Raw genomic sequence first — 25,030 nt, 5'->3', positions numbered from 1 at the left:
GGGAGACAGACTGATGGGTTCCGTGGAACAAAGGCCGACAGAGATTCCTGACAACGTGCGTAATGTGTTGGTGCTGATGACTGATCAGCACCGCGTGGACACGATCGGGTGCCTGGGCAATCCGTACGCGCGGACCCCGGTGCTTGATGAGCTCGGCCAAGAGGGCTTTGCCTTCACTCACGCCTTCACTCCGACGGCGATCTGCACGCCCGCCCGGGCGTCTCTCATGACCGGGACTCTGCCGATCCGCCACCAGGTCCTGGCGAACCCGGAGTGGAACATCGCCTACCAGACCGCGATCCCGTTGGGGACGTGGACCTACACCCGTGAGCTCGCGGACCACGGCTACAACGTCGGGATCGTGGGCAAGTACCACTGTGGTGCCAACCTGCCCGGCGCCTTCGGGGCGGATGACGACACCTTCTGGGGGGCAGAGAACCCGGTGGCGAATGAGGAGTACGTCGCCTGGCTCAAGGACAACGACCTGCCTCCGGTGAAGGCACACGACCTGTGGCGGGGAACGCTGCCTGGGGGGCGGCCGGGCCATATCATCGCCGCGCGCCTGGACCAGCCCGAGGAGGCGACCTTCGAACGCTTCCTCGCAGACCGGGCAATCGCACGGCTGCGCCAATACGCGCAGCAGTGGAAGGAGCAGGAGCGCCCGTTCTGTCTTGACGTGCACTTCTTCGGGCCCCACCTGCCCTACTTCCTGCCCGATGAGTGGTTCGACCTCATTGACCCCGACGTCGTCGAGCTGCCCGAGAGCTTCGGCGACTCGCTCATCGGCAAGCCCCCCATCCAGTCCAATTACGCCACCTACTGGTCCACCTCGTCCTTCACCAACGAGCAGTGGAAGAAGCTCATCGCCGTCTACTGGGGATATGTGGCGATGATCGACTTCGAGATCGGCCGGATCCTGGACGTGGCCCGCGAGCTGGGGGTGCTGGAGGACACGGCGGTGTTCTTCACCGCCGATCACGGCGAGTTCACCGGTGCGCACCGGATGAATGACAAGGGGCCGGCGATGTATGACGACATCTACAACGTGCCCTTCATCGCCCGCGTCCCCGGGGTCTCGACCGTCGGGCGCTCAGACGCCTTCGTCTCGCTCATCGACCTGCCGGCCACGGTCATGGAGATCGCCCGGCTGGACCCCGCCCTGGTGCGCGACGGGCGCTCAATCCTCGACCTGACCCGGGGCCAGGAGGCGAGTGACTGGCGCCAGGACATCGTCTGCGAGTTCCACGGGCACCACTTCCCCCTCCAGCAGCGGATGCTGCGCACCCGCGACTACAAGCTCGTGGTCTCACCGGAGTCAATCAACGAGCTCTACGACCTGCGCCACGACCCCAGCGAGATGACGAATGTGTACACCTCGCCGGCCTACGACCAGGTGCGCCGCGAGCTGGCGACCGAGCTCTACCGCCAGCTGCGTGAGCGTGGGGACCACTCCTTCGCCAAGTGGATGGTCGCCATGACCGACGTCGATGTGCCCCTGTCCAAGACCGCACGCTCCGACCTGGACGACGTGGTCACGAGCTGATGCGCACGACCACCCGGACACGCCACGAAGCGGGCTCCATGAGCAGGAGGGAGGAACAGATCGCCGTACAGGTGGGTTAAAGTACCCGGGCCGCAACTGCGGTTGAGCGTCCACGGCACGCCAGTGCCCACCTATGGAGGTAGAGATGGTTGACGGACTGCTGCAGGTCGAGGGTGGTCGCCCGCTGCGTGGCGAGATCACCGTGCGTGGCGCGAAGAACCTCGTACCCAAGGCGATGGTGGCCGCGCTACTGGGCACCTCGGTGTCCGTCCTGGGCAACGTGCCCCGCATCCGCGATGTCGACGTCGTCTCCGGGCTGCTGTCCCTGCACGGCGTCGCCGTCGACTACGACCACCAGGCGGGCGTCCTCCAGCTCGACCCCTCGCGGGTCGAGAGCGCCCACGTGGCGGACATCGACGCCCACGCCGGCTCCTCACGCATCCCGATTCTCTTCTGCGGCCCCCTCCTGCACCGCCTGGGCGAGGCCTTCATCCCGGACCTCGGCGGCTGCCGCATCGGCGACCGCCCCATCGACTTCCACCTCGACATCCTGCGCAAGTTCGGGGCCACAGTTGACAAGCAGTCGCTGGGTATCCGCCTGACCGCCCCCTCAGGCCTGCGCGGCACCGTCATCGACCTGCCCTACCCCAGTGTTGGCGCCACTGAGCAGACCCTTCTGACCGCCGTGCGCGCCCAGGGCCTGACCGAGCTGCGCGGTGCCGCCGTCGAGCCGGAGATCTTGGATCTCGTCGACGTCCTGCAGAAGATGGGCGCCATCATCAGCGTCGACACCGACCGCACCATCCACATCGAGGGCGTTGACGAGCTCGTCGGATACCACCACGTCGCCCTGCCCGACCGCATCGAGACCGCCTCCTGGGCCTCGGCGGCCCTGGCCACCGGTGGTGACGTGCTCGTGCACGGCGCCCTCCAGAGGGACATGACGACCTTCCTCAACGTCTTCCGCAAGGTCGGCGGCGCCTTCGACGTGAGCGGGGACGGCATCCGCTTCTGGCACCCGGGAGGCGACCTCAGGTCCCTCGTCGTCGAGACCAATGTCCACCCCGGCTTCATGACCGACTGGCAGCAGCCCCTCGTCGTCGCCCTCACCCAGGCCCAGGGCCTGTCCATCGTCCACGAGACCGTCTACGAGAACCGCTTCGGCTTCACCCAGGCGCTGCGCCAGATGGGCGCCCAGATCCAGGTCTACCGCGAGTGCCTGGGTGGCGCCTCCTGCCGCTTCGGCCAGCGCAACTTCTACCACTCCGCCGTCATCTCCGGGCCCACGCCCCTGCACGGCGCCGACATCGAGGTCCCCGACCTGCGGGGCGGCTTCTCCCACCTCATCGCGGCGCTCGCGGCCGAGGGGACCAGCCGTGTCGAGGGCGTCAACCTCATCGACCGCGGCTACGAGTCCTTCACGGGCAAGCTCAAGGCTCTCGACGCCGACGTCACGCGACTGGCCTGAGGCTGCGAACCCGAACCTGGCCGGCTGCCGGGCACGGGGGCGGCGGTCCCGCTCGGGGGATAGAGTCCCCCCGTGAGCACACGCCCCATGTCTCCCTTCTACCGCTTCGCTTCGCGCGGTGTCATCATCCCCTTCCTCAAGGCCATCTCCCGCCAGAAGGTCGAGGGTCTGGAGAACATCCCGCGCGACGGAGGCTTCATCGCCGTCGCCAACCACCTGTCCGAGCTCGACTCGCTCACGGCGATGCGCGCCCTCGTCGACGCCGACGTCCCGGCCTACTCCCTGGCCAAGTCCACGCTCTTCGAGGTCCCCGTCCTCGGCCACGTCTTCAAGGCCGGCGGCCAGATCCCCGTCTACCGGGGCACCGACAAGGCCGGCAACTCCCTCGTCGAGGCCGAGCGGCGCCTGCGTGGGGGAGACGTCGTCATGATCTTCCCCGAGGGCACCCTGTCCCGGGACCCCCTGCGGTGGCCCATGACCGGCAAGACCGGTGCCGCCCGCCTCGCCATGTCCACCGGCGTGCCGGTCCTGCCCATGGGCCAGTGGGGCGCCCAGACGATCTTCGACTCCTTCGGCGGCGGCTTCCACCCCCTGCCGCGCAAGGAGGTTCGCGTCCTCATCGGTGAGCCCTTCACCCTGGCCGAGCGCTTCGGTACCGACACCCAGGACCGTGAGAAGGTCGTTGCCGCCACCGCCGAGATCATGTCCCGCATCACCGGACTGGTTGAGGTACTGCGTGGACAGAAGGCCCCGCGGCCCTACGACATGCGCTACGACGGCGATCCCGGCCGGACCCCCAACGGCCGTGACCTGCTGGGTACGCGCCGCCCCGACCCCGAGCCTGGGGATCAGACGCCCGGGGTGGCGCAGGAGCGCGACGACGACGCGCAGGACGCCTCGTGACCTCCTCGACCTCGCGCCCCTTCGCGCGCGCCACCGTCATCGGCTCCGGTGCCTGGGGCACGACCTTCGCCGCACTGCTCGCTGAGGCCGGCACCCCGACGACCGTGTGGGCCCGCCGCCCTGAGGTGGCTGAGGAGATCACCGCCGGGCACAACGAGCACTACCTGCCCGGCATCACCCTGCCGGGGCTCGTGAGCGCCACGACGGACCTGGAGGGGGCCGTTGAGGGTGCCGGGCTCGTCGTCGTCGCCCTGCCCTCGCAGAGCGCCCGCCAGGTCGTGTCCCCCCTCAAGGGCCGTCTGGCCGACGGCGCCGCCGCCGTCTCCCTCATGAAAGGCATCGAGCTGGGCACGGGCCTGCGCATGAGCGAGGTCCTCGGCCAGGCCCTGGGCCTGGGGTGCGAGCGCCTCGCCGTCGTCTCCGGGCCCAACCTTGCCGACGAGATCGCGGCCGGGCAGCCCACGGCCACCGTCGTCGCCGCCCAGGATGAGGCGCTGGCCGCCGCGGTGGCCGCCTCCTGCGCCACGAGCACCTTCCGCCCCTACACGAACACCGACGTGCTGGGCGTCGAGCTGTGCGGGGCCGTCAAGAACGTCATCGCCCTCGCCGTCGGGATCGCCGCCGGGCGGGGACTGGGCGACAACTCCAAGGCCACGCTCATCACCCGCGGCCTGGTGGAGATCACCCGTCTGGGACTGGCGCTGGGCGCCAGGCCCGAGACCTTCTCCGGCCTGGCCGGCATGGGGGACCTCGTCGCCACCTGCTCCTCGCCCCTGAGCCGCAACCAGACCTTTGGTCGGCACCTGGGTCAGGGCATGACGGCCGAGCAGGCCTCCGCGGCCTCACGCGGGGTGGCGGAGGGCGCCCGTTCCGCGCGGGCCGTGCGTGACCTAGCCGCCGCTCACGGGGTTGAGATGCCCCTGACTGCGGGCGTGGTCGCCGTCGTCGAGGGCCATGCCACCACCGAGGAGGTCACCGACGCCCTGCTTGCCCGGCCGCGTAAGGCCGAGGGCGTCAACGCCGCCCCGCTGGGCTGAGCCGGGCCCTGCCGACCCCGCCTATTGATGCCGGGTCACGGACGCCGGACGTCGACGACTAGGCGCGTGGGCTCCGTCAGGGTGAAGACCCGGTACTCCTCGGTCTCGGTGCCCAGCGTCAGCTGGTACTGGTCCTCGAAGGTCAGCTGCAGGTCCGCCTCGATAAGCCCCGTCCCGCCGGGCACCGTCTGGCGGGCGCCCCGGTCCAGGGCCTCGGGCACATCCGCGGCCAGCGCCATCGTGGCCCCCGTGCCGTAGATGACGAGCGTGTGCGAGCCCGCCAGCTCGATGGGCTCGCCCTTGCCCTGGGTGTGTGCCTGCTCAACCCACATGGCGTTCCACCCCGGTACGCCCGGCCCGGTGAGCTCGACGACGACGCGGTCGTAGCCCTCCTCGGGATGCGCCCCCACCCGCACACCGCTGACGACCAGCGCCGAGCCCGGTGAGGGCTCGGCGCTCGAGTCCCCGCTCACCCAGTCGATCCCCGTGGGCTCTGCGGGGTCGTCAGAGGCAGGGGCCTGGGAGGGCTCACCCGTGCCGCTGGCCGTCGCCGGTGTGGTGGGCGGGACGGGCTGCGCCGTCGGCGTCGACGTCGGCTGTGAGGCGTCCGGGCGGGTGCTGCCGCAGGCCGCCAGGGTCGCCATACCGGCAACAGCACCGGTGGCCAGCAGGGTGCGGCGTGACAGGTGAGGTAAAGCGCTCATCATTCCTCCTGGGAAGGGGACGGCCCTCAGGATACGGCCTGCCGCCGCGTCTGAGATCTCCACCAGGCCGCGCCGCCTCCGCCACGGCACCCGTCCGGCCTCCCACGTCGAGCTTGGCGTAGGCGCGCCTCAGGAGGGAACGCATCTCGATTGCGGCGTCGCGTGCCGTGTCCATCACCACGATGATCCGAGTCGCCCGTTGGCGCCGGTATCGCCTCAACGGGCGACACGTGGCCGCCGCCAACCGGTGGGACTCGACGCTGGGCGGGCGCGCAGTAGCCTGTGCCCATGCCTGATGCCCTTGAGCCCGTCCACAGCGCTCCCACCACCACGGGCAGGCGCCGCGTCGCCGTCGTCTTCGGGGGCCGCAGCGGCGAGCACACGATCTCCTGCGCCACCGCCGCGGGCGTTCTGTCCGCCATCGACCGTGAGCGCTACGAGGTCCTGCCCGTGGGTATCACGACCGACGGCCAGTGGCTCCTCGTCGACGACGACCCCGCCCCCCTCGAGCTCACCGGCCCCGAGCCCGTCGAGATCACGGCCGACGGTCTGGGCCGTGGCGAACTCGCGCTTCGGCCCGGCGATGGCTCGCTCACGGCCCTGACGCCCACCGGAGTGCAGGTCCTGGACCAGGTGGACGTCGTCCTGCCTCTGCTGCACGGCCCCTACGGGGAGGATGGCACCATCCAGGGCATGCTCGAGATGCTGGGCCTGCCCTACGTCGGCTGTGGTGTGCTTGCCAGCGCCGCAGGCATGGACAAGCAGGTCACGAAGGTCCTGCTGGGCGCCGCGGGCATCCCCACCGCCCCGCACGTCGTCGTTGGCCGCCACGAGTGGTCCCGGGACCGGGTCGGCATTCTGGCGGCCTGTGAGGCCCTGAGCTACCCGCTTTTCGTCAAGCCTGCCCGTGCCGGCTCCTCGCTGGGCATCAGCAGGGTTGAGCGTCCCGAGGACCTTGAGGCCGCCATCGAGGCCGCCCGCGCCGTCGACCCGAAGGTCCTTGTCGAGTCCGGGATCGTGGGCCGTGAGATTGAGGTCGCCGTCCTCGGGGGGCATGGCGAGGATGCCCCGCGTGTGGCCGAGCCCGGTGAGATCGTCATGGACGCCTCGCAGGGCGCCGGTGAGTTCTACGACTACGAGACCAAGTACCTGGCGCACGACGCCGTCCAGATGGTCTGCCCCGCGCGCCTGACGTCCGACGAGCGTGATCGGCTCATGAGCGCCGCTGCCCGCGCCTTCGAGGCCATCGGCGGTGAGGGCCTGGCCCGGGTGGACTTCTTCCTCACCGCCGACGGCGAGGTGCTGGTCAACGAGGTCAACACGATGCCCGGCTTCACCCCCTTCTCCATGTACCCCTACATGTGGGAGGTCTCCGGCCTGAGCTACACCGAGCTTGTCACCGAGCTCATCGAACTGGCTCTTGAGCGCCCGCTGAACGTCAACCGTTGAGGCTCCGGTGAGTACTCACGGGTCGACGGCGGCCCCCGGCCCGCTGGTGGGCGACCTCGACGAGTCCGAGCTGCTGACCGTCCTCACCCCGCCGCTGCCCGCTAGCCCCCTTGAGGTGGTGGGCAACGGTGACGACGGCGCCGTCCTGGCGGCCCCGGACGGGCGCTACGTCGTGTCCACGGACGTGCTCGTCGAGGGCCGCCACTTCCGCACCGACTGGTCAACCCCCGAGCAGGTGGGGCGGCGGGCCGCCGCACAGAATCTCGCCGACGTCATGGGCATGGGGGCCCGGCCCACGGCCATGGTCGTCTCACTCGTCCTGCCGGGCTCGACACCGGTGGCCTGGGTGCGGGGCCTGGCCAGCGGACTGGGGCAGACCTGCCGCCGGGCGGGGGCCGGCGTCGTCGGCGGCGACCTCAGCGCCGGGGACGCGGTGGTCATTGCCGTCACCGTGCACGGGGACCTCGAGGGTCGCCCACCCGTGCTGCGTTCGGGGGCGCGCCCTGGTGACCTCCTTGTCCACGCCGGGGACCTCGGTTCCTCCCGGGCGGGCCTGGCCCTGCTCAGTGCCGGCCTCGACCCTGAGAGCCGGCCGGCCGACGGCCAGGCGCGCCGCTGCATCGAGCGCTTCCTCACCCCGGTCCCTCCGCTTGAGGCCGGTCCCGCGCTGGCGGCGGCCGGGGCGAGCGCGATGATGGATGTCTCGGACTCCTTGCTGCGTGACTGCGGGCGCATCGCGGCCGCCTCCGGGGTCCTCATCGACATCGATGACCCGGCGGACGACCCGGCGGATGAAGCGCGGGGCGCGCAGGACCGGCGGCTGGCCGGGGCCCGCGTGGCGCTGGAACCCGTTGCCGCCCTGGCGGGCGAGACGGACCCGGCCGCGGCGGCGCGGGGCTGGGTGCTCACCGGGGGAGAGGACCACGGCTTGCTTGCCACTGTCCCGCCCGGCACCGTTCTGCCCGCGGGCGTGAGCGTCATCGGGCGCGTGCACGACCCGCTCACGGCCCCGGGCGTGCTTGTGGGCTCACGCCCCTGGGAAGGCCCCCTCGGCTGGGACCACTTCAGGGCCTGAGGGCCGTGTGGGCGCGGCCCTTCGTTCGGGGGCTGGGTGGTCAGGGCGGGTGGGCGCCGGCCCACGTGCTCGCCCTGTCGTCTCCGACGACCACGGGTCAAGTCCTTGGGAGTGGTGTGGTGGTCCTTCGTTGAGGGGTTAGGTGGTGGGGCGGGCGGGGGGGGCTGGCCTCCTTGGTGCTGGTGCTGGTGCTGGTGCTGGGGGTGGGGGTGGGGTGGCGTCGGGCGAGGGTGTTGAGGCTGAGGTGGTGGTGTCCTTCGGGCTGCTGGTCGGTTTGTTTGGCCAGGAATGGGTCGACGGGTCGGGTGATCGTGTCGCGGGTGGGGAGGGTGCCCGCGGAGTCGGTGCGCCGACGGTTCTTCTTGCTCGAGCGCTTGGTGGGGTTGTTCGGCCGGATATGCGTCCACACGTTGTTCGGGAAGGTTGTGGGTGCGAGGTGGTGCGCTCGAGCGGTGTTGAGGTGCTTGGTCAGGGCCGGGGGCTTATCGTCGGCATGGTCCGGCAGCCGCTCAAGCTGTGCGTTGACGGCTGTGGTGTCGGGCTGGTCGTAGGCGCTGTGCGGCCATGGCCTTGACGGCTGGCCGCATGCTCTTGGGTGTCATGGTCATGAGGTTCGCGGTGTCGTGGGTGCGGCAGTGTTGCCAGGACGTGCCGGGCAGGTGCGTGGCGATCGCCTCGTCCAATGCCGCATGCGTGTCGGAGGTGACTGGGCGGGCCCTGGCCAGGCCGCGGACCGACGGGGTCGGCGGAGAAGGTGTTCTGCGCCGCTGCGCTCTCACTGGTCGTCACTCGCGTGCCGGGCACCTCATGGTGCCTGTCCGCGTTCAGCCCGTTGGCTGGCGCCGCGGCGGCGTTGATGGCTCGTCCGCCCTCGCGGGACCTTTGTCGTCAGCGCGTCGGCGGAGACGAGCGTGGACGGGTCGGCCTGGTCCAGGGGGGTGGTGGCGCGGCTGCTCGGCATGCTCGTCCGATGACTCCGCCGTCCGGCTGACCTGTGACTTCGGCAGGCTGTTGATACCGAGGGTCTTGGCGAGCTTGTCGGTGCGGCGGGTGGAGAGGCTGGGGAGGTTAGCAGTCGGCGACCATGGTGGTCAGGGCTGATTCGGCGTGTTTGCGGCGCTCGAGCAGCCATTTGGGCAAGTAGGTGGCGGTGCGCAGCCTAGGGACCGCGACGTCGATCGTGCCGATCCGGGTGGCGAGGTCGCGGTGGCGGTAGCCGTTGCGCTGCGCAGTCCGGTCCGGGCTGGGGCGGCCGTGTTCCGTGTCGGAAACGGCGTCTCCGTCCGCGGGCAGCGGGGCGTTGGTCAGGTCCTGGAGCAGACTGCGCATCAGGTCCGGGCACGCCTCGGCCAGGGCGTGGCCAAGCAGGCCGTGAGGGTCGGCAAGCCGTGAGGGTCGGCAATATCAGGAGCGGTCATCGTGATGACTCCGTTCGAGGACTCTGTCGAACATTGACTCCAAGGACCACACGGTGACCGCGTCCCCGCCTGAGACGATCACAAGACCACCGCGCTACACCACTACGCGGAACTCAACTTTACGTGAGGCAGGAGTGGCGCTTCACAGGCACTTCACATGAGTCTCGTCAATCTCTTGACAAGGCAAGATAGTTCAGTTAAAGTCCGGCCAATTAGAGCAGTTCAATGAGCCATCCCTTGGGTGTTGTGCGATGCAGTTAGCTACTTATTTCACGTCTTTCGCCTTTTCTTTATTCGGTAATTCGATCGCGAACGTCGTCTTGCCGGTCCTGGTACTCGTTTCTACAGGCGAAGCTTTGAGTGCGGGCCTAGTGGCACTTGCTAGTGGTGCCAGCACATTCGTGTTTGGCCTGCTTTCTGGCCCATTGATTGATCGGTACGACCGGCGTCTCTTGGCATCTGCGGGCGACCTCGTTTCGGCGTCCAGTATTGGTCTGCTCGCCACTGTCGGCACTTTTGGCGAACTGTCGCTAACCTGGTTCATAATTTCAGCTTTCCTGAGCGGTATTGGTGACATGCCAGCGTGGAATGCGCGGGAAGCTATGATCTATGGGGTGCAGCGGCATTCGAGGGTCGCGCTTCAGACCTTGGTAGGGGTCCGGGAGACGGTCAGTGCCTTGGCGATTGTCTTAGGCCCCACCTTCGCGGGACTGCTGATGAACTTTTTCGACGCGCGGCTCGTTCTTTGGGTCACAGCTGCCACGTCCCTTATTGCCGGCACGCTCTGCCTTGCCGCACCGAGGGCCTATGGGCGCATGGATAAATCGGAAGGCGAGAGCTCGAAAATCACCTATTGGACTTCCTTCCGGGATGGAATTGTATTTTTAGGTAGGAGCAAGAACGCTGTCTTACGAGCTCTTACAGGATTGAACGTTGCGAGCGTCATGCTGGTGAGTATACTTCAAGGGCTTCTGATTCCCGTGTTTATGACCCTGAGGGATGTCGGCTACGCGAACGGGCCTGCTCTGGCCGCCGTTGGACTGGGACTGCTTTCCGGTGGTGTTATATATGCTTTGGTCGGAACCAAGGTTCATGCTTGGCCGCTGACGCTAGGAGCGTCACTGTTAAATGTGGTGGGGCTCGTGCTACTGGTGCAATTTTACTCAGTGATTTACACGATTGTCATGTGCTTCTTTTTTGGCCTCAGTTCCGCCGCCGTGGGGGCTGTAACGGGGGTCGTCTCATTGCAAGTGACGCCCGAAGAGATGCGGGGAAGGATCAACGGATTGCAAAATTCCTTCTCGATGGTCATTGGACCCCTCGGTATCTTCCTGACCGCCTGGCTTATATCAGGCACCTCGGTGACCTCCGCTGGCTGGGCGTTGGTCATCTTTTGGATGATAGTTAACGCGCTGTTCCTGCTCAACAAGCGTGTACGCCGAGCGGTCCAAGAGTCACAGTAACTGGATACATTGCCTTCTGGACGTGATCGGATGGGACTCGGGACTTGTGGGCTGGTCCGCACACACAAGACTTCAGTCACTCGCACCAGGTCTTGGCCGGGTGGAGTCAGAAATTGAGTTGTGGGCTATCGTGGCGCCGGCTGCGCTTAAGAAGCTCGCTTGAGATTTGGCTGTGTGGTGGTGTAGTTTGTCAGTCGCCCTCGGCTGTGCTGCTGCCCCGTTATCAGCGCGTTTTGCGGTTATGTGATGGTCTGCTTCCACGACCGAAAGTACTCGGAGCCTACCCTCTTCTGTTCGCGCTTGTCCTGCTCTGAAGTGCCATCTCGTGGCTTAGAGAATGCACCAGTAGGTTACAGTCGGCGAGTTGCGCGAGTGGCCAAGCGGTAGGTGGTCCAGGATCGGCGAATCGATTTACCGATGCCGAGCGTTGCGCCTAGGTAGTTCACGCCGATGGATCCGAGTACCTCTACCCGAGCGGCCGCCGTGACCATCCAGATTATGGGGTTCTTCACAACCGACGGTGTATCGCGGATGTGGTCGGGTGCGGCGCGTCGGTGCGGGGTGAGGGTCGGGGTCTTCCGATGATGGGGGTTGCTAGGGCGTGTCTCTTAAGGTAGCCGGCTGGTGATGGCGTGCAGGACGAGGTCGGCTCGGTAGACGATGGCGAGTTTGTCGTACCTGGTGGCCAGGGCTCTCCACTGCTTGTAGTCGCAGAAGGTTCTCTCCACGGCGTTGCGGTGGTTGTAGGAGTCCTTGTCGAACGTGAACTCGCGCCCGCCGGCCCGCCCCTGCGCTTGCGGGCAGCGGCCTGGTCCGCCTTGACGGGGATGATGCACTTGATGCCTCTGCGCCGGCGGTGCAGGCGGTTGGCGCGCGAGGAGTGGCCCTTGTTGGCGAGCACCAGGTTGGGGCGCGAGCGGGGCCGTCCCGGCCCGGCCGGGGCCACGCGCAGCGACTGCATTACCGGCTCGAGCATGGGGCTATCGCCGCCTGGCCCGGCCCGATCAGCACGACCAGGCCACGACAGGCGTGGTCGACCATCGAGTGGATCTTCGTGCTCAGCCCTGCCCTGGAGCGACCGATAGCGTGGTCAGTGGGCTCTTCCAGCCGATTCCTGTAATTCGGTAGTTCGGTAGGGCCCCCTGTGTGGTCGCGGGGCGCGTTGGCGGCGTGCTGGTGCACGCGCACCACCGAGGAGTCCACGCTCACGTCCCAGCCGACCTCGCCGCTCGCATCGGCCTGGGCGGGCAGGCGCTGGCGAACCCTGTCCAGGGTTGCGTCGCCGGCCCGGAGCCGGTGGCGCTTGCATACGGTCTGCCAGGGCCCGAAGCGCTCGGGCAGGTCCCTCCAGGCCACACCCGTGCGATAGCGGTAGATGATGCCGTCCAGCACCTGGCGGTCATCGCGCCTCGGGCGCCCGGTGGCAGGCCGTTGCGCAGGCAGCAGCGGAGCCAGGACCGCCCGCTGCTCATCGGTCAGGAAACGCGTACGAGACACACCACCAGCCCCACACCAGCATCACCACCCCTTTGGAGACACGCCCTGGGTGGTCAGGGCGGGTAGGCGCCGGCCCACGTGCTCGCCCTGTCGTCTCCGACGACCACGGCCACCCCGGGGCGCTACCACATTCTCACGGGCACTACTCCATGCCGCCGACAGCAGCACGAGTCAACTACTAGTTCTGAGACTTGTGGAGGGGAATCCCCTCTCTGAAAATGGAGGCCGTCCGAAGAGATCACCGCCGTGTACGGTGACGGACTCGTCCTGATAGGAGACGTCAATGCCGCATTGGTTCGGGACGTTACTGTTGATCGCCGTAATTGTCGGATTGCCCTTCCTGTATAACGCATGGAAAGAGAAGGCACTGGAGAAGGGTGGAGCCGCGGCGAAGGTTGCTCAGGCGGCCAGCACCATCGGTGGGGGTGTTGAGCGTGGTGTCAACCGCTTGGAGTGGATCGTCATGAAAGGAGCCGGCGTCGTTGCTGTGCTCCTCGCCGTTCTGGGCCCGTTCCTCGTCGATGATCTCGGCTTCAAAGGTGTGATCGTGGCCCTCGTCCTCGGTGGTTACGGAATCTATCTCCTCGCTCCTGGGGACGACAAGTGGTTCTTCTTCCCGTGGTGACATGACTCCCCATGACCGGGCGGGCCGTGGGGGGTGAGGATACTGCCGGAGGAAATTGAAACAACTGAGAGAAGGACAAACACATGAGAATCAAGAAATACGCCGTCGTCACCGCTGTCGTTCTTGCCGCCTGCGGCACCATGCTGAGCGGTTGCTCGGGAAGCCCGGCAAGCAAGGGCGGGGACGCGACATGCGGCGAGTACCTGCAGATGTCGAAGGACGAACGGACGGAGGCGATCACACTCCTTCTCAAGGAGCACAACGACGATCCCTCGAACGGCGAGATCTCAGTGGCGAGGGCGTCCGCGACCCTGTACTGCAACACGGTCGGATCAGACAGCTCACCCATTCGTGATATCAACGGCTGAGCCGCTGCCCTCAGTTGCGGGCGAGGGCCGCGTCCGCTCCGCTTCTCCCGTCTTCGACTGCGCTGAGAGATCCGCTGAGTGATCCGCCCTGCAGCGGGCTGGGGACTCGTGCCCCGTCCGGTACGCCGGATGCCAGCCGCCGAGCAGTGAGGAGGGCCGCCACCCATCGGGTGGCGGCCCTCCTCACTGCTCGGCGTCGGGGCGTTCAGATGTTGCGCGTCACCTTGCCGGCCTTGAGGCAGGACGTGCACACGTTGAGGCGCTTGGGAGCACCGTTCACGAGAGCACGCACGCGCTGGATGTTCGGGTTCCACCGGCGGTTGGTCCGCACGTGGGAGTGCGAGACGCTCTTGCCGAAGATGGGGCCCTTGCCACAGACGTCGCACACAGCAGCCACGGTCTCACTCCTGAATCTTCATTGCGTGAACGCTCGAGCCGAACGGCCCGGCGCTAGGTCTACCGCCCGGGGAACAGGTCCCTCGGGCAACCCGGACACTGTATCCGACCGGCCAGCCCCCACCCAAGCCGGACCCGCGTGGGCTGAGGCACACCGGGTGCCGATCGCCGTCGGAATGCACCCGCCCGGGGCGGGTAGCCTGGGGGTGACAGCAGCCGCGCTCCTCGCGCGCCCCGCCCCAGGAGGACATGACGGTGACAGGCACGCGTACGCCCCCACCCGTGCTCGACGCGCGCACGATCCGCTCCTGGATGAGCCTGGCGGTGCGCACCGCCACCCGCACCCGCGAGCTTATCGACGGCTTCAACGTCTTTCCCGTGCCCGACGCCGACACCGGTAGCAACGTCCTGCTCACCCTGACCTCGGCCGCCGCGGCCCTTGATCGCCTGCCCCGGGCCGCCGACGCCGCCCAGGCCACTCGTACCATCGCCGACGGCGCCGTGCGCGGGGCCCGCGGCAACTCCGGCCTGCTCGTCTCCCAGGCCCTGGCCGCCCTGGCCGAGGTCGCCGCCGACGCCCCCACCGGACTGCGCCCCGTCGAGCTCGTCCACGCCTACGAGGCCATCGCCTCCTCCACCTGGGAGGCCGTCTCCCGCCCCGTCACCGGCACCCTGCTCACTGTCGCGGCCGACGCCGCCCAAGCCGCCCGCGCCCTGCTCGACGACGCCGCGCCCACCGCCCCTCCCACCGTCGGCGACATCGCCGGCGCGGCGGCGCTCAGCGCCCAGGAGAGCGTCGTCGAGACCGCGGGCACGGGCCACGGCCCCGTCGATGCCGGTGGTGCCGCCCTCATGCTCATGCTCACCGCGCTGTGTGACGTCCTGTCCGCCCCCACCCCGGGTGCGCAGCCGGACGGCCCGCTCACCGCCGTCGCCGTTCAGATGCTCACCGACCTGGCCGCCTCCAGCGTCTCCCACGGCTCCCTTCTCCAGGGCGGACCCGCCTCCTCCACCGGCGAGTTCGAGGTGATGTACCTCCTCGAGGCCACCGCCGCCCAGGCGACCGCCCTGCGCCACCAGCTCGAGCGCGTCGGTGACAGCGTCGGTGTCGTCGGCGCCCCTGACGCCCTGGGCGTCGGCCTCTACCAGGTCCACGTCCACACCAACACCCCGCGTGCCGCCCTGCCCCGCACCGGACGCTGCCGCCAGGTCTGCATCCACCACCTGCACCCCACCGCCCTCGCCCTGGGTGAGCCCCTGGAGGCCGGTGAGCCCCCCTTGCCCTACGCCTCGGCTGCCCAGGCGTCCGCCGGGCACGTCATCTCCTTCGAGCGCCTGGCCTCCCGCCGCCGTCTGGACGGTGTCGGCCCGCAGCAGGAACAGGCCTCGGGTCGGCGCCCCTCGGCGTCCCCGGCGACCGAGCGGGCCCACCGGGTGGGCGTCATCGCTTGCACCCGGGCCCCCGGGCTCATCGAGCAGCTGGCCCGCACCGGCGCCGTCGTCCTGCTCGACCCCGACCGTGAGGGCGTCCTGCGCGCCGTCGGCGACCTCGGCCTGCCCCAGGTCCTCGTCCTGCCCTGCGACGCCGACTCCGCGGCCCGCGCCCACGAGGCCGGACGGCGCCTGAGCGCCCGCACCGTGCCCTCCACCGTCTGCGGCCCTGCCGGCGCCGCCACCCCCGAGCACGCCGGGCACGCACCCACCTCCTCCCAGCTGCTCGTCGCCGACACCGACGACGAGGCCCGGGTCCTGGCGGCGTCCGTCGCGGTGGCCACCCGCACCACCGGCACCAGCCTCACCGACCTCGCCCTGTTCGCCGGGCGCGCCGGTGAGGACATGCGCACCCTCGCCCTGGACGGTGAGGCCGCTGAGGCCGACGCCGTCGCCTCCGCCGTCGCCGCCCTCCTGCGACCCGACGACGAGCTCCTCACCGTCATTCTCGGGCGCGACGCCCTGCCCGACGTCGGCGCCCTGGCCGTCTCCGCTGCCGAGCGCGCCGCGGCCCTGACCGGCACCGACCCCGTCGAGGTCGTCGTCCACGCGGGGGGACAGGCCCACCCCGACGTCCTCATCGCCATCGAGTAGCACCCCGCCACCGTGTGCCCCGCCCGCCCCCGCTCAGCAGAGCCCCCTGCCGCGCCCCCGCCGCGCGGCAGCGTCCCCCTGCTCTCCCAGCCGCTCAGCAAGGTCCTGGGCAAGAAGACTGCCGACGAGCTCATCCGTCAGGGCCTTCTGACCGTCGGAGACCTCCTGCACCTCCTGCCGCGGCGCTACGACACCTGGGGAGAGCTCACCGAGCTGGCTCAACTCGTCGAGGGGGAGCATGCCACCGTCCAGGCGCAGGTCCTGCGCTCGACCTCCCGGCGCACCCGCGGCGGGCGCCCGGCCGCCCTCATGGAGGCCACCGTCACCGACGGCGCGAGCACGATGGATATCGTTCTCTTCGGCGGTGCCGGCCTCATGAGCCACTACGCCAAGCAGCTCGCCCCCGGCACCACGGTCCTGCTGTCGGGCAAGGTGGGCCTGCGTCGCGGTCGCAGGCAGCTCGCCAGCCCCCGCTTCCAGGTCCTCGACGACCTCAGTGAGGACGAGCGCGAGGCGCTCCTTGCCCGGCCCCTGCCCATCTACCCGGGCACCGACGCCCTGCCCTCCTGGAAACTGGCCATCGCCATGCGCACCGTTGTGGACCAGCTCGGTGACGAGGACGTGCCCGAGCCCCTGCCCGCCGAGGTGCGCGCCGCCCACCGTCTGGTCGACGCCCTCACCGCCTGGCGGTGGATCCACTGCCCCCAGGACGAGGAGCAGTGGCGTGCTGCGCGCAGGCGCCTGCGCTACGAGGAGGCCTTCGTCCTGCAGGCCGCCCTGGCCCGCCGCCGCGTCGAGCACGAGTCCACCCACGCCGCCGTCGCCTGGTCGCTGCCGGGCCCTCAGTCCCTGCGCGCGGACCTGGACGCCGCCCTGCCTTTCCGGCTCACGGCCGGGCAGGTGCGCGTCGGTGAGGAGATCGCCACCGCGCTCGACTCCACCGTGCCCATGCAGCGCCTGTTGCAGGGCGATGTCGGCAGCGGCAAGACCCTCGTCGCCCTGCGCGCCATGCTCCAGGTGGTCGGCGCCGGAGGGCAGGCGGCCCTGCTCGCCCCCACCGAGGTCCTGGCCGCCCAGCACCGGGCCTCGCTCGAGCACCTGCTCGGGCCGCTCGCACGTGGCGGCATGCTCGACGGCGCCGTGCGCGCGACCCGGGTGCACCTGCTGACCGGCTCCACACCGGCACCACGGCGCCGCGAGGTCCTGGCCGCGCTCGCGGGCGGGGAGCCCTCCATCCTCGTGGGCACGCACGCCCTGCTCAATGAGAGCGTCCAACTGCCCTTCCTGGGGCTCGTCGTCGTCGACGAGCAGCACCGCTTCGGCGTCGCTCAGCGCGACGCTCTGCGCGAGCGCGGGGGAGTGACGGACCCACAGGCCCTGCCCGGGTCCCAGGAGCGCCGCACACCCCACCTGCTCGTCATGACGGCCACCCCCATCCCGCGCACCATCGCCATGACCGTCTTCGGGGACCTGGACACCGCCGTTCTCGACGAGACCCCTGGCGGGCGCAGCCCGGTTGCCACCCACCTCGTGCCCTGGGAGCGCGAGCCCTGGGTTGAGGGCATCTGGCGCCGCGCCGCCCGGGAGGTGGCCACAGGCGGGCGCGTGTACGTCGTCTGCCCACGCATCGACGTCACCGACGAGGAGCTCACGGACCTCGCCCACGGCTCGCTCGGCGTCGGCGCCGATGAGCCGGATACCGCCGGGCTGGAGGACCTGGTCTCTGCGCTGGGGGAGGATCCCAGCCCGGCGCGCCCACTGGCGGCCGTTACCGAGTGGGCCGAGCGCCTGGCCGCCGAGCCCGCACTGGAGGGGGTCGGCGTCGGCACGCTCACGGGCCGCATGAGCCCGGCGGAGAAGACCGCGGCGATGGAGGACTTCGCCTCCGGGCGCACGCCCGTGCTCGTGGCCACGACCGTCGTCGAGGTCGGTGTGGACGTGCCGGGGGCGACGATGATGGTCATCCTCGACGCCGACCGATTCGGCCTGTCCCAGCTGCACCAGCTGCGCGGGCGCGTCGGGCGCGGGGACCGCCCCTCCCTGTGCGTGGCGGTCGCCGGTTGTGAGGTCGGCTCGCCTGCCTACCACCGTCTCAAGGCCTTCGCCGAGACCCTGGACGGCTTCGCGCTGGCCGAGGCGGACCTGGAGCTGCGCAGCGAGGGCAATGTGCTCGGTGCCGCCCAGTCGGGGCGCCGCAGCGACCTGGACCTGCTGCGCGTGACCCGCGATGCCCGCGTCATCGAGCAGGCGCGGGGTGAGGTGCAGGCCGTCATCGCCCGGGACCCGGGCCTGGAGCACCATCCGGACCTCGCCGCCGCCATCACCGAGCGCCTTGACGAGGAGTCCCAGGCCTACCTCGAGCGCGCCTGAGCGGGCGCTCACCTGGACACGACATGAGCCAGGGCCCCGCACCCGCGCCCTGGGCAGGAGCGGGGCGGGTATATGGTGAAGGCTCTCGACGAGGTTGCCGGGGACAGGCCCACGTCCTGGAGCCGCTCACGTGAAGGAAGAACGTGGCACGTACTGACAGCCCTGAGGACCACGTAGGCGAGGGGCCGGTGAACCGGCCGCGCCTGCCCCTGTCCGTGGTCACCAAGCCCACGGGAGCCGCCTGCAACCTGGACTGCCAGTACTGCTTCTTCCTGTCCAAGGAGCTGCTCTACGACGTGCCTCGCCAGCTCATGAGCGAGGAGACGGCACGGGCGTACATCCGCGAGCTGCTCGCCGCCGGCCCCGATGGTGAGGTGACGGTGCTGTGGCAGGGCGGGGAGCCGACCCTTCGTGGTATCCCCTTCTTCCGCAAGGCACTTCAGATGTGCGAGACCTACCGCCGCCCCACCCAGCAGGTCCGCCACGCACTGCAGACCAATGCCACCCTCATCGACAAGGAGTGGGCGGCCTTTCTCGCCGAGCATGACGTCCTGGTGGGGGTGTCAATCGACGGGCCGGCCCCGCTTCATGACGCCTACAGGGTCAACCGTGGTGGTCGCGGCACCCACTCGATGGTGGTGCGCGGCTACCGGCACCTGTACGAGGCGGGGGTGCGCACCAACGTGCTGTGCACGGTCAACGCCGCGAACCAGGATCACCCCCTGGAGGTCTACCGCTACCTGCGTGACGAGCTCGGCGCCTGCTACATCCAGTTCATCCCGATCGTCGAGCGCGTCGAGCGCGCTGATCTGCCCGCGGCCGAGGCCGGCTGGCGCTCGGCTCAGGGCGCACGCCTGCTCTACACCCAGAGCGGAGACGCCGTGACCTCGCGAAGCGTCAGCCCCCAGGCCTACGGCCGTTTCCTCACCACGGTCTTTGACGAGTGGGCCCGCCACGACGTCGGGCGCGTCTTCGTCCAGGACTTCGACGCGGCGCTGTCCGCCCTCTTCGGCATCTACCCGGTGTGCGTCCATGCCCCCGAGTGCGGCGTCAACCTCGCCATGGAGTTCAACGGCGATGTCTACGCCTGCGACCACTGGGTGGAGCCGGATTGGCGCCTGGGCAACATCATGGACAACTCCTTCGCCGAGCTGGCAGACACGACGGTGATGCACCGCTTCTCGCGCAAGAAGCGGGTAGAGCTGACCGCGCAGTGCCGTCGGTGCCCGGTGCTGGGGCTGTGCAACGGCGGCTGCCCCAAGGACCGCTTCATGCGCTCATCCGACGGCGAGGAGGGGCAGAACTACCTGTGCCAGGGCTATGGCCACTTCTACTCCCACATCCTGCCCGACCTGCTGGCGATGGCCCGGTTGGTGCATGCCGGCCGTGCACCTGCTGAGATCATGGACCCGGACACGCGTGAGCGGATGCGCCCAGCCGGGCCGCCCGGTGTGGCCGTCCGCGAGGAAAGAGCAGACCGATGACCATCGTAACCGCCCTGCTTATCGGGGCATGTGTCGGTGTGGTGGTGGGGGCACTGGGGGCAGGCGGAGGGATCCTGTCGGTCCCGATCCTGGTCTACCTGCTGGGGCAGTCACCGCACGCTGCGGCCAGCGAATCGCTTGTCATCGTCATGGTGACCGCCCTGGTCTCGCTGCCCTCGCGTGCACGGCGGCAGCAGGTCAGATGGCGCGAAGGCATCGTCGTCGGTCTGTTGTCGACCGTCGGTGCTGTCGGGGGCTCCTGGCTCAACGCCCTGGTCGAGGGCCAGGCCCTGATGATCGCCTTCTCGGTCCTGCTCGTCGTCGTCGCCGCGGTCATGGCGTGGCGGACGCGGCGGACCTACCACCCGGCCCCGGACGGAGCAGGGGGGACGACGACGGCGGCCGGCGCCCCACGGCGCTCCTGGTGGCTGGTGGCGGTGGCGGCCACCGTGACCGGGCTGTTGACCGGCTTCTTCGGCGTGGGTGGGGGATTCGCCGTCGTCCCGATGCTGACCCTGGTTCTCGGCCTCGACATCCGCCGTGCCTCGGGAACCTCCCTGGTGGTCATGGTGATCGCGGCGCTGGCGGCGCTGGCCCAGCGGATGACGGGGATGGTGGAGATCGACTGGGCCCTAACGCTGGCCTTCACCGCGGCCTCGGCAGCGGGTGGAGCGGCGGGCGGACCGCTGTCGCAACGGGCACGCGCCTCGACCCTGAGCTATCTTTTCGTCGCGCTGCTCCTGGCCGTGGCGGTGCTCACCGCCGTCCGGGCGCTGCGGTGAGGCGGCCTGCTGTGCGCGACCCGCGATGCGCGCCTCGTCGCCTCGGTGCGCGCTGAGGCGCGGGGCCTGCCTGTGCTGACACTGTCCTCAACTGTCCTCAGACTCGAGACATCGGCGATTATCGCGTGATAATGTGCTTGTGGGCACGCGATGACGCGTGGACCCTCATGAAAGCGAGAGCCATGTCCAGCACAGATATCGGCGCGTACGAGATCGATCCTCAGCGTGCCAGGTTCATCAAGAAGCACTCCTCGACCCTCATCGCCTTCGGCGAGTTCATCGATGGCTACGACCTCACCGTCATCGGTGTCGCGATGGTCTTCCTCACCAAGGACTTCACCCTGACCGCTGCGGACAAGGGTCTGCTGGTGGCCATCTCCTTCATCGGCACGGCCCTCGGCCTGGTCGTCTTCGGAGACCTGTCAGACCGGATCGGACGCAAGCGCGTCTTCGCCTTCAACCTGTGGGTCTTCATCCTCACCGCTATCGGAGCCGCCCTCATCACCCAGGTGTGGATGCTGTGGGTCATGCGCTTCCTCATCGGCGTGGCCATCGGAATGGACCTGTCGACCTCGGCGGCGTTCCTGGCGGAGATCGCCCCGAAGGCGCGGCGCGGACGTATCACCGGCTCGCTGCTCAACATCATGCTCGTGCTTGGCGCGATCTTCTCCGTGCTACTGGCGCTGGTGCTCTACGCCGTCGTCCCGGAGGCCCACCAGGAGTGGATCTGGAGAGGCATGTTCCTCTTCGCCGCCATCCCCGCCTTCATCGTGCTCATGCTGCGCCGCCGTCTGCCCGAGTCCCCCCGCTGGCTCATCCAAAACGGACAGGAGGACAAGGCCTGGGCCATCATCCACGCGCTGGGACTCTCGGAAGAGATCACTGAGGCCAAGCCCAAGAAGACCAACCGCGAGTACCGCTCCCTCTTCCACGGCGAGGCCCGCCGTCGTGTCATCGTGTGCACGGCCTTCTTCATGCTCAACTCGACTGCCGGACCAGTCGTGTCCTTCATGGGGCCGATCATCTTTGCGGAGGCCGGCATTCCCGAATCCAACAACCTGTTGGTCACCCTTGCCGCCAACTCGGTGGCCGCCGTCGCCCTGTTGGTCGGGGCCGCACTCATCGACAAGGTCAACCGGCGTGCTCTGGGGCTGGCAACCTCTGCCGTTCTCACCGCGGCTGCAGCCGTGCTCGGGCTGTTCGGTGGGGTCTCGCAGATCCTCCTCTTCGGGGCCTTCATCGTGTGGAGCTTCACCACCTACCTCGGGCCGGGCATGCTCTCCGTCGTCTGGTCGGTGGAGGCCTACCCCACTGAGCTACGAGGCTTCGGCGCGGGCTTCACACAGGCGATGGCGCGCGTCATGTCCGCCACCGTGGTGTTCCTCATCCCTGTCCTGGTCGCCACGTACGGCTACTACGCCATTGCCCCCTTCGGGCTGGTCTATCTGCTCATGTTCCTTCTGGTTCTGGCCAATCCCTGGCTGGCGAATACCTCGGACCATCTGGAGTCGGTCAGCGCACAGGAGCCTGCCGTCGCTCACGCGGAGCGCTGAGCATCATGCTGTGTGGCAACCGGTCGGGTCCCCACCAGTTCCGGTGCGCGAACTCGACCGGTTCGCCGCCGGCACTACCTCAGGCGTGTCGTACTGCGCAGGTTTGCGCAGGTCGGCAGCGTGGTCACCAAGGGGCTGGGCGCGGATCCTCCCTCGATAACGGCTGCCGCGGCCAGTGCCCCCAGTTCGTTCACAGGCCACTTCACGGAGGACAGGCCCAGCAGCGCAGCAGGCCCGCTCTCGACGTCCCCGAAGCTGAAGACCTGAACGTCACCCGGAACGTTCCTGCCGCGCTCGTGGAGGACCTCGAGCACCCCGACGCCGAGTTGGTCGTTGCCGGTGAAGAACAGGTCGGCACCCTGCTCCACGGCGGCATTCGCGCTCAGACGGGCGTCGTCGGACAACCATCCCTGCGCGGTGAGGATCTGCGCCTGGGGGAACCGCTCCAGGAAGGGCCTGACACGGTCAGACCGCCTGCCCGGTCCCAGAAGCACGACTGGGCGTGCCACGCTGTCGGTGTCAATTCGGTCAAGCATGTCACGCACTCCGCGGGCCTCGTCGATCCCCAGGCTGGCGCACCCAGGCCCGGGCACGGCCTCACCGCCGGTGTTGATCCAGGCCGTGGGTACCTCCGAGCGGCTGAGGAGCTCCCCGGCAGGCTCCATCGACGGGTCGGCACGGCACACGGCCCCCGCGAGCTCCACCTCGCGCAAAGTCTCCTCCACCACCTCGTAGGGATTGGCGGAGATCGGTACCGGCAGGATGAAGTGCCCCCGGGCCCGGGCCGCGTCGATGCACCCGGTCAGGACCTCATTGAACACAGGCAGCCGCAGGGACACCGGCAGGTCCGGGAAGAACAAGGCGATGACCTTGCTCGACTGGTACCGGAATGCCCTGGCCGCAGCTCTGGGGATGTAACCGACTGCCTTGGCGGCCCGCCGGACTCGCTGCGCAGTGTCCGGCGAAAAGCCAAGCTCCTCGGCCCGGCCATTCATGACGTGCGAGACCGTCGCAACCGACACTCCTGCCGCCTTGGCCACGTCTGCTCTCGTCGCCCGTGCCACGCCCGACCTTTCCACCTCTTCGTTTGTCGCCATCGTAACCGCGATACTTGAGACCCACCCCGGAGCCACCAACATGTCCACGACCGAGAACAACGAGAACAACCAGACGAGCACGACTCCGCTGTCCTTCCTCTTCGTGCTCACCGACGACCAGGGGCCCTGGGCAACCAGCCGTTACTGGCCCGAGCTCATCACCCCCACCCTCGATGAGATCGCCGAGCACGCCACGGTCTTTGAGAACTACTACTGCGCCTCACCCGTGTGCTCCCCGGCGCGTGCGTCCCTCATGACCGGTTACATGCCGTCCGCGCACGGGGTCCACGACTGGTTGGTGGGTGGCCGCCACCCCGACGACCGTGAGGAGACCTTCTTAGAGGGGATGGCGACCCTTCCGGAGGTCCTGCACGAGGCCGGCTATGTCACCGCCATGTCCGGCAAGTGGCACGTGGGAACCTCGCAGCACCCTGCACCCGGCTTCGACCTGTGGTACGCCCACCGCTACGGTGGTGGCCCCTACTACAACGCTCCCATCTGGACGTCCGACGGGCAGGAGGCCGAGGAGCCCCGCTACTTCACCGATGCGATCGCCGAGGAAGCGTGCCAGATGATTGCCCAGATCGCCTCACGCACCGGTGCCGACGGCGCCCGCCCACCCTTCTACCTCCAGGTCAGCTTCACCGCCCCGCACTCTCCATGGCTCAACAACCATCCGGCCGAGCTGACCGACCTGTACGCGGACACGGACTTCCCCTCCGTGCCCCGGGAGGAGCCTCACCCCTGGACCAAGACCTACGACGACTTCGCTGCGGCCTTCGCGGACCCAGTTCCAAGCCTGCGGGGCTACGCAGCCTCACTGACCGGGGTGGACCGGGCCGTGCGCTCGCTGCTCGACTCGCTCGAGGAGCACGGCCTGGCTGAGAGCACCGTCATCATCTACATGGCGGACAACGGCTTCAGCTGTGGTCATCACGGCCTGTGGGGCAAGGGCAACGGGACATTCCCGTTGAACTTCTGGGAGAACTCGGTGCGCGTGCCCTGTGTCATCTCTCTGCCGGGGCAGGACAAGACGCGAGTGGTGGAGCAGTGCGTGTCCGCCTGCAGCTTCTTCGACACGCTCTGTGAGCTGGCGGGGATCAGTGTCGAACCGGATCCGCTGCGCGGCGCGGGCTCTGTGGCCGCTCTGCTGCGGGGCGAGGCCGAGGCGGAGGAGCCCGTCGTGGTCTACGACGAGTACGGTGGCGGCCGCATGATCCGCAAGGGGGCCTACAAGTTCGTCGACCGCTACGACGGGCCGCGCGAGTTCTACGACCTCGACGCCGATCCACTGGAGCGGGAGAACCTGGCAGACCTGCCCTCCCGCGCGGCTGTGGTCCGTGAGCTGTCTGACGAGCTGCACGAGTGGTTCCGCGACCACGAGACTGCCACTGAACGGGCTTACCACCGTGAGGTGCGCGGGCGTGGACAGGTACACCCGCCGCGCGACGGCTATGACGATGCCCGCACCTACGTGCTGGGGGAGAAGTCGATGGACGGTGTGGACAAAATGGTGGGTTAAGCGACTGCCGGTGGGCGCGGCGCCGGCAGACCGCCGTCCCAACGGGCGCGCGCCTCGGCCCTGAGTTATCTTGTCGTCGCGCTGCTCCTGGCCGTGGCGGTGATCACCGCCGTCCGTGCGCTGTGGCGGCGCGGCCCTGGCCTGTGGCGGGGGAGGTTATCGAGGAGGGATCGCGAGGATGCCCGAGGCGT

General features: G+C 68.9%; 20 protein-coding genes and 1 pseudogene. 15 read left to right on the top strand and 6 right to left on the bottom strand.

Going from position 1 to position 25,030, the window contains the following annotated elements; all coding sequences use genetic code 11:
• Positions 1–13: 13 nt before the first annotated feature.
• The 4 genes from ID810_RS08020 to ID810_RS08005 all read left to right on the top strand — a co-directional run bounded on the left by ID810_RS08020 (position 14) and on the right by ID810_RS08005 (position 4,951).
• Complete coding sequence (locus ID810_RS08020) at positions 14–1,543, top strand: sulfatase family protein (protein ID WP_166856837.1); 1,530 nt, start codon at positions 14–16, stop codon at positions 1,541–1,543.
• A 145-nt stretch (positions 1,544–1,688) separates the two neighbouring features.
• Complete coding sequence (murA, locus tag ID810_RS08015; RefSeq protein ID WP_166856839.1) at positions 1,689–3,011, top strand: UDP-N-acetylglucosamine 1-carboxyvinyltransferase; 1,323 nt, start codon at positions 1,689–1,691, stop codon at positions 3,009–3,011.
• Positions 3,012–3,098: 87 nt separating this feature from the next.
• Positions 3,099–3,914: a lysophospholipid acyltransferase family protein gene (locus ID810_RS08010; RefSeq protein WP_166856914.1), complete on the top strand. Its 816-nt coding sequence runs from the start codon at positions 3,099–3,101 to the stop codon at positions 3,912–3,914.
• Positions 3,911–4,951, top strand: coding sequence for an NAD(P)H-dependent glycerol-3-phosphate dehydrogenase (locus tag ID810_RS08005; protein ID WP_166856841.1), 1,041 nt, complete (start codon positions 3,911–3,913; stop codon positions 4,949–4,951). Before ID810_RS08010 ends, ID810_RS08005 begins: the two co-directional genes overlap by 4 nt.
• Before the next feature lie 35 nt (positions 4,952–4,986).
• Here ID810_RS08005 and ID810_RS08000 read toward each other — a convergent pair whose 3' ends face one another.
• Complete coding sequence (locus ID810_RS08000; RefSeq protein ID WP_166856843.1) at positions 4,987–5,655, bottom strand: AMIN-like domain-containing (lipo)protein; 669 nt, start codon at positions 5,653–5,655, stop codon at positions 4,987–4,989.
• A gap of 288 nt (positions 5,656–5,943) precedes the next feature.
• Here ID810_RS08000 and ID810_RS07995 point away from each other — a divergent pair, with 288 nt between their 5' ends.
• Entirely contained in the window at positions 5,944–7,104 is a 1,161-nt protein-coding gene (locus ID810_RS07995) for a D-alanine--D-alanine ligase family protein (RefSeq protein ID WP_166856845.1), read from the top strand.
• 7 nt (positions 7,105–7,111) lie between these two features.
• Positions 7,112–8,179, top strand: a complete 1,068-nt coding sequence (locus tag ID810_RS07990; RefSeq protein WP_243856629.1) for a thiamine-phosphate kinase — start codon at positions 7,112–7,114, stop codon at positions 8,177–8,179.
• 97 nt (positions 8,180–8,276) lie between these two features.
• Here ID810_RS07990 and ID810_RS07985 read toward each other — a convergent pair.
• A pseudogene (locus ID810_RS07985) lies at positions 8,277–9,547 on the bottom strand (IS256 family transposase).
• Positions 9,548–9,848: 301 nt separating this feature from the next.
• On the opposite strand from ID810_RS07985, the gene ID810_RS07980 reads away from it, so the two are divergent.
• Positions 9,849–11,060, top strand: coding sequence for an MFS transporter (locus ID810_RS07980; protein WP_166856847.1), 1,212 nt, complete (start codon positions 9,849–9,851; stop codon positions 11,058–11,060).
• 608 nt (positions 11,061–11,668) lie between these two features.
• Here the strand turns inward: ID810_RS07980 and ID810_RS12255 are convergent.
• Entirely contained in the window at positions 11,669–11,896 is a 228-nt protein-coding gene (locus ID810_RS12255; RefSeq protein ID WP_196781490.1) for a transposase, read from the bottom strand.
• A 124-nt stretch (positions 11,897–12,020) separates the two neighbouring features.
• Entirely contained in the window at positions 12,021–12,557 is a 537-nt protein-coding gene (locus ID810_RS12250; RefSeq protein WP_196781489.1) for an IS5 family transposase, read from the bottom strand.
• A 283-nt stretch (positions 12,558–12,840) separates the two neighbouring features.
• Between ID810_RS12250 and ID810_RS07970 the strand changes: the two genes are divergently transcribed.
• Positions 12,841–13,182, top strand: coding sequence for a hypothetical protein (locus tag ID810_RS07970; RefSeq protein ID WP_166856850.1), 342 nt, complete (start codon positions 12,841–12,843; stop codon positions 13,180–13,182).
• 83 nt (positions 13,183–13,265) lie between these two features.
• Positions 13,266–13,550: a hypothetical protein gene (locus tag ID810_RS07965; RefSeq protein WP_166856852.1), complete on the top strand. Its 285-nt coding sequence runs from the start codon at positions 13,266–13,268 to the stop codon at positions 13,548–13,550.
• Between the two features lie 205 nt (positions 13,551–13,755).
• Here the strand turns inward: ID810_RS07965 and rpmB are convergent, their stop codons facing one another.
• Positions 13,756–13,947: a 50S ribosomal protein L28 gene (rpmB, locus tag ID810_RS07960; protein WP_003785965.1), complete on the bottom strand. Its 192-nt coding sequence runs from the start codon at positions 13,945–13,947 to the stop codon at positions 13,756–13,758.
• A 248-nt stretch (positions 13,948–14,195) separates the two neighbouring features.
• Here rpmB and ID810_RS07955 point away from each other — a divergent pair, with 248 nt between their 5' ends.
• The 5 genes from ID810_RS07955 (at position 14,196) to ID810_RS07935 (ending at position 22,220) form a co-directional block, all read left to right on the top strand.
• Positions 14,196–16,031 carry a DAK2 domain-containing protein gene (locus tag ID810_RS07955; protein ID WP_166856854.1) on the top strand — a complete coding sequence of 612 codons (1,836 nt, stop codon included), beginning with the start codon at positions 14,196–14,198 and terminating at the stop codon, positions 16,029–16,031.
• Positions 16,032–16,109: 78 nt separating this feature from the next.
• On the top strand, positions 16,110–18,401 hold the full coding sequence (locus tag ID810_RS07950) for an ATP-dependent DNA helicase RecG (RefSeq protein WP_166856917.1): 2,292 nt from the start codon (positions 16,110–16,112) through the stop codon (positions 18,399–18,401).
• A gap of 143 nt (positions 18,402–18,544) precedes the next feature.
• On the top strand, positions 18,545–19,885 hold the full coding sequence (locus tag ID810_RS07945) for an anaerobic sulfatase maturase (RefSeq protein WP_166856856.1): 1,341 nt from the start codon (positions 18,545–18,547) through the stop codon (positions 19,883–19,885).
• Positions 19,882–20,667: a sulfite exporter TauE/SafE family protein gene (locus tag ID810_RS07940; protein WP_166856858.1), complete on the top strand. Its 786-nt coding sequence runs from the start codon at positions 19,882–19,884 to the stop codon at positions 20,665–20,667. The genes ID810_RS07945 and ID810_RS07940 overlap by 4 nt, the downstream gene beginning before the upstream one ends.
• 182 nt (positions 20,668–20,849) lie before the next feature.
• Positions 20,850–22,220, top strand: a complete 1,371-nt coding sequence (locus ID810_RS07935; RefSeq protein WP_166856860.1) for an MFS transporter — start codon at positions 20,850–20,852, stop codon at positions 22,218–22,220.
• A gap of 74 nt (positions 22,221–22,294) precedes the next feature.
• Here the strand turns inward: ID810_RS07935 and ID810_RS07930 are convergent, their stop codons facing one another.
• The gene (locus tag ID810_RS07930) at positions 22,295–23,317 is read right to left on the bottom strand and encodes a LacI family DNA-binding transcriptional regulator (protein WP_268916217.1); all 1,023 of its coding nucleotides are present in this window, start codon (positions 23,315–23,317) and stop codon (positions 22,295–22,297) included.
• A 40-nt stretch (positions 23,318–23,357) separates the two neighbouring features.
• Between ID810_RS07930 and ID810_RS07925 the strand changes: the two genes are divergently transcribed.
• Positions 23,358–24,839: a sulfatase-like hydrolase/transferase gene (locus ID810_RS07925; protein WP_166856864.1), complete on the top strand. Its 1,482-nt coding sequence runs from the start codon at positions 23,358–23,360 to the stop codon at positions 24,837–24,839.
• Positions 24,840–25,030 lie beyond the last annotated feature (191 nt).

Origin of the sequence: Actinomyces respiraculi, assembly GCF_014595995.2 — a bacterium.
Taxonomy (GTDB): domain Bacteria; phylum Actinomycetota; class Actinomycetes; order Actinomycetales; family Actinomycetaceae; genus Actinomyces; species Actinomyces respiraculi.
The sequence above is the reverse complement of the archived record's forward strand: the minus strand, read 5'-3'. Positions and strand labels throughout refer to the sequence as shown.

Coding starts and splice junctions, on each gene's coding strand:
- ID810_RS07935 (WP_166856860.1), top strand. CDS start 20,850: ATGTCCAGCACAGATATCGGCGCGTACGAGATCGATCCTCAGCGTGCC.
- ID810_RS07955 (WP_166856854.1), top strand. CDS start 14,196: ATGACGGTGACAGGCACGCGTACGCCCCCACCCGTGCTCGACGCGCGC.
- ID810_RS07970 (WP_166856850.1), top strand. CDS start 12,841: ATGCCGCATTGGTTCGGGACGTTACTGTTGATCGCCGTAATTGTCGGA.
- ID810_RS07925 (WP_166856864.1), top strand. CDS start 23,358: ATGTCCACGACCGAGAACAACGAGAACAACCAGACGAGCACGACTCCG.
- ID810_RS07965 (WP_166856852.1), top strand. CDS start 13,266: ATGAGAATCAAGAAATACGCCGTCGTCACCGCTGTCGTTCTTGCCGCC.
- ID810_RS08020 (WP_166856837.1), top strand. CDS start 14: ATGGGTTCCGTGGAACAAAGGCCGACAGAGATTCCTGACAACGTGCGT.
- ID810_RS07995 (WP_166856845.1), top strand. CDS start 5,944: ATGCCTGATGCCCTTGAGCCCGTCCACAGCGCTCCCACCACCACGGGC.
- ID810_RS07930 (WP_268916217.1), bottom strand. CDS start 23,317: ATGGCGACAAACGAAGAGGTGGAAAGGTCGGGCGTGGCACGGGCGACG.
- ID810_RS07940 (WP_166856858.1), top strand. CDS start 19,882: ATGACCATCGTAACCGCCCTGCTTATCGGGGCATGTGTCGGTGTGGTG.
- ID810_RS08010 (WP_166856914.1), top strand. CDS start 3,099: ATGTCTCCCTTCTACCGCTTCGCTTCGCGCGGTGTCATCATCCCCTTC.
- murA (WP_166856839.1), top strand. CDS start 1,689: ATGGTTGACGGACTGCTGCAGGTCGAGGGTGGTCGCCCGCTGCGTGGC.
- ID810_RS07980 (WP_166856847.1), top strand. CDS start 9,849: ATGCAGTTAGCTACTTATTTCACGTCTTTCGCCTTTTCTTTATTCGGT.
- ID810_RS08000 (WP_166856843.1), bottom strand. CDS start 5,655: ATGAGCGCTTTACCTCACCTGTCACGCCGCACCCTGCTGGCCACCGGT.